This is a genomic window from Neisseria sp. P0019.S003 (genome assembly GCF_051957115.1).
GTDB lineage: Bacteria > Pseudomonadota > Gammaproteobacteria > Burkholderiales > Neisseriaceae > Neisseria > Neisseria flavescens_D.
The window spans coordinates 1-434 of the sequence record NZ_JBQCWT010000109.1 but is presented as its reverse complement, the minus strand read 5'-3'; the positions used below and the strand labels follow the sequence as shown (position 1 = coordinate 434).

Below are 434 nucleotides of genomic sequence, written 5' to 3'. Positions count from 1 at the left end.
GCATTACTGATTTTTCTCCAACCTGGCCATATTGAAAGTTAATTTATCTGCCATAAATTCAAAACTCTTCGTGATTACACTAAGTTTTCCTTTCAGACGGCCTATCATCAAAGCGTGTACAATCCCACCCCATTATGAGTGAAAAAAACTGTTTCCACTGCGGCCTGCCCGTTCCCGATGGTACCCATTTGCCGATTATCTATGAACAGCGGGAAGAGCCTGCCTGCTGTGCCGGCTGTCAGGCTGTGGCGCAGGGCATTATTGATGCCGGGCTGGGCAATTATTACAAGCAGCGAACTGCCGAAGCGGAACAGGCCGGGTTGCCTCCGCCCTAGATTCTGGCCCAACTGAAACTGTACGACCTGCCCGACGTACAGCGAGAATTTGTCGAAACACTGTCGGAAAACGAGCGTGAAGCATCGTTGATGCTGGGC

General features: G+C 50.5%; 1 pseudogene. It reads left to right on the top strand.

The window, feature by feature from the left end:
- Window positions 1-134: 134 nt before the first annotated feature.
- Window positions 135-434: pseudogene (locus ACTHTS_RS11335) on the top strand (heavy metal translocating P-type ATPase metal-binding domain-containing protein); the annotation flags it as partial.